The following is a 3563-nucleotide window of genomic DNA, read 5'->3' on the forward strand; positions in this document are numbered from 1 at the left end:
AAAAACTCTACGGCAGAGAAAATGAAGTTGAAACCTTATTAGCAGCCTTTGAGCGAGTCAGCAGAGGCAGCACAGAAATGATGCTAGTATCCGGTTACTCTGGCATTGGAAAATCCGCCTTAGTACAAGAAGTTTATAAACCAATTACTAAAGCCAGAGGTTATTTTATTGCCGGAAAATTCGACCAATTTCAACGAAACATCCCTTACGCAGCAGTTGTCAAAGCATTTCAATCATTAGTCAAGCAACTCTTAACAGAAAGCGAAAATCAACTCAATACCTGGAAATCCAAACTTTTAGCAGCTATTGGCACTAATAGTCAAATAATTGTAGATGTCATTCCTGAAATAGAATTAATCATTGGCAAACAGCCGGCCGTACAAGAATTAAGCGCTACAGAAGCACAAAACCGCTTTAATTTAGTCTTTCAAAAATTCATCCGCGTGTTTTGTTCATTTGACTATCCCTTAGTCATCTTTCTCGACGATTTACAATGGGCTGATTCCGCTACATTGAAATTGCTACAAGTAATGATGGCAGATGAGCAAACACAATATCTATTTCTAATTGGTGCTTATCGAGACAACGAAGTTAACCCATCTCATCCTTTAATAATGACTTTGGATGAGCTGCCAAATCAAGGGGCAAGAATCGAGCGAATTACTTTAGCTCCCTTACACCTTCAGCAGATAGGCAACTTAATTGCTGATACAGTTCGTAAAGACACAGAATCAGCGCTCCCCTTAGCAGAGTTAGTGCTCAATAAAACTCAAGGTAATCCTTTTTTTGTCAATCAATTTCTCAAAACTCTTTATCAAGAAAACCTGCTGAAATTTAACTTTCAACAAAGAAACTGGGATTGGAATATATCAGAAATTGAATCAGTAGGCATTACGGATAACGTCATTGAATTGATGATTGGTAAATTGAAAAAACTGCCAGAATCAACTCAGCAAGTTTTGCGCTTGGCTGCTTGCGTCGGTAATAGTTTTGAGTTAAAAACTCTCTCAATTATTAATGAGAAATCTTGGGGAACCACGTTTCAAGAACTATTGCCAGCCATCCAAGAGGGATTGATTCTAACTACTTCTGAGTTAGGTGCTACCGAATCAGAAATAATTAATTCCGACTTGGTAATTACTAATTATAAGTTTTTGCATGACCGCGTGCAGCAGTCAGGTTACGCTTTGATTGACTCAAAGTTGCAAACCGCAATTCACCTACAAATTGGTCGCCTGTTACTGGCAAATATTTCTCCTGAGCGACGAGCCGAAAGAATTTTTGAAATTGCCGATCATTTAAATTTGGGTCGTAATTTAATCATTAATGAGCGCGAGAAAACTGAACTAGCTATTTTAAATTTAACTGCGGCTCGCAAAGCCAAAGATGCAACGGCTTATGCTGCTGCCAGAGACTACTTAAAAATCGGTCGAGAAATTTTACCGGGCGATATTTGGCAAGAATCCTACGAATTAGCTTTTACTTTTCATAAGGAGCTGGCAGAGGCAGAATATTTAAACGGCAATTTTGAAGAATCAGAAGCTTTAATAGAAGTGGCATTTGCCCGGGCAAAATCTGAGCTAGAGCAAGCCGAAATTTACAACATTTTGATCGTGCAGTACACTCTTGTGAGTAAATATGAATCCGCAGTTCAATCGGGATTAAAAGCCCTTCAATTGCTGGGCATTGACTTGGCTGAAGATAATTTAAGCGAGGCGGTTAATGCGGAAATGGCGGCAGCTAAAGCCAATTTGGCAAACCAAGAAATTGCTTCCTTAATTAATGCAGAAAAGATGAAAGATCCGGCTCAACAAATGGCAATGAAATTATTGGGCAACATGGGACCGCTAACGTTTTTTTCCTCTCAAGAGCTGTGGAAGTTGACTGTAATCAAAGCGATTAACCTTTCTCTCAAGTACGGTTTTGTAGCGGGAGGGTCTTACTGCTATTCGTGTTATGGAATTATCCTAAATTCAATTTTAGGGGATTACCAATCGGCTTATGAGTTTGGCAGACTCGCTCTGACTCTCAGCGAAGATTCAAATAACTTGTCTCAAAACTGCCAAGATAGTGTGATATTTGCTAATTACTTAAACTGCTGGGTGAGGCCGCTCAAAACCACGGCGGAAATTAATAACGAAGGTTATAAAGTTGGCTTGCAATCGGGCAATTTGCAATGGACGGGTTATAACCGGATGTTTCAAACTATTACCTATTTCTTCCAAGGTATGAATTTAAATAATCTCTTGGAAGATATTGCCAAGTCGCTCCATTTTTGCGAGCAAACTAAAAATTTATGGGCGATTGATATAATTCTTGCTAATAAGTCAGCAATTTTAAATTTGATGGGCGAAGAGGATGATGTTAGCGAAAAACAGCATTTAGAAAATTTCCACAGCCGTAAAAGTATGGCGGCACTGTGCGAGTTTTATGTTTTAAAAGCGCAGACTTTATATCTTTACGGACTGTATAGTGAGGCGCTAGAAGCATCGGATCGCGCTGCGGAACTGCTCGATTATTTGATGGGTCATATTTCTAGTGCTCACCATCATTTTTACCGTTGTCTGATCTTAACGGCTCTGTATTCAGAGGTTTCTGAATCGGAGCGAAAAGATTACTGGGAGCAATTAGAAGCTAATCAGAAACAAATCAAAATTTGGGCGGATAACTGCTGGGAAAGTTTCGCACATAAATTCTCGCTAGTGGCGGCAGAAATGGCGAGGATTTCAGGTCGAGATTTGGAGGCGATGGATTTGTACGATTGCGCGATAGCTCAGGCTAGAGAGGATGATTTTATTCAGAATGAAGCGCTGGCGGCGGAGCTGGCTGCTAAATTTTGGTTGGCGAAGGATAAAGAAGAATTTGCCCAAATCTATTTGACTAAAGCTCACTATGGCTACCAATACTGGGGTGCTAAACGTAAAGTTGAGAGTCTGGAGGAAAAATATCCTCAATTAATCGCGAGAACATCAGGGAAGACCACTACTCAAACAAAAGTTAATAGAACTACGACGGCGACTACTAGCAATAATTTGGGGGAGACGTTAGATTTAACTACTGTGATGAAAGCTTCTCAAGCGATTTCGGGTGAAATTGTTTTGAGTAGGTTGCTGGAAAGATTGATGAAAATTGCGATCGAAAATGCGGGGGCCCAAAAAGGTTTTTTGATTTTAGAAAAAGCGGGAAACTGGGCAATTGAGGCGGAAGGTTCGGTGAAGGAGGATGAAGTTAGTGTGCTGCGATCGCTTCCTCTCAATCCCACAGCAGCTTCTGAGGGCACTCCTTTGCTGGCTTGTGCGATCGCCAATTATGTGATTCGTACTCAGGAAAATGTGGTCTTAAATAATGCGGCTCAAGAGGGACAATTTACCCGCGATCCTTATATTGCAGCCACTCAACCGAAGTCTATTCTTTGTACTCCTCTGCTGCACCAAGGTAAGCTGACTGGCCTTCTTTATTTGGAAAATAACCTGACTGAAGGGGCTTTTACTACCGATCGCCTAGAATTGTTAAAACTTTTATCTTCCCAAATTGCTATTTCCATTGAGAATGCTCAACTTTAC

Annotated in this window: 1 protein-coding gene; it reads left to right on the top strand. The window is 40.4% G+C overall.

Going from position 1 to position 3563, the window contains the following annotated elements:
- Nucleotides 1-3563: AAA family ATPase (locus QUA38_RS28015; RefSeq protein WP_333167655.1), on the top strand; the 3563-nt coding region annotated here is incomplete at both ends.

Origin of the sequence: Microcoleus sp. Pol12B4, assembly GCF_036701385.1 — a bacterium.
Lineage (GTDB): Bacteria > Cyanobacteriota > Cyanobacteriia > Cyanobacteriales > Microcoleaceae > Microcoleus.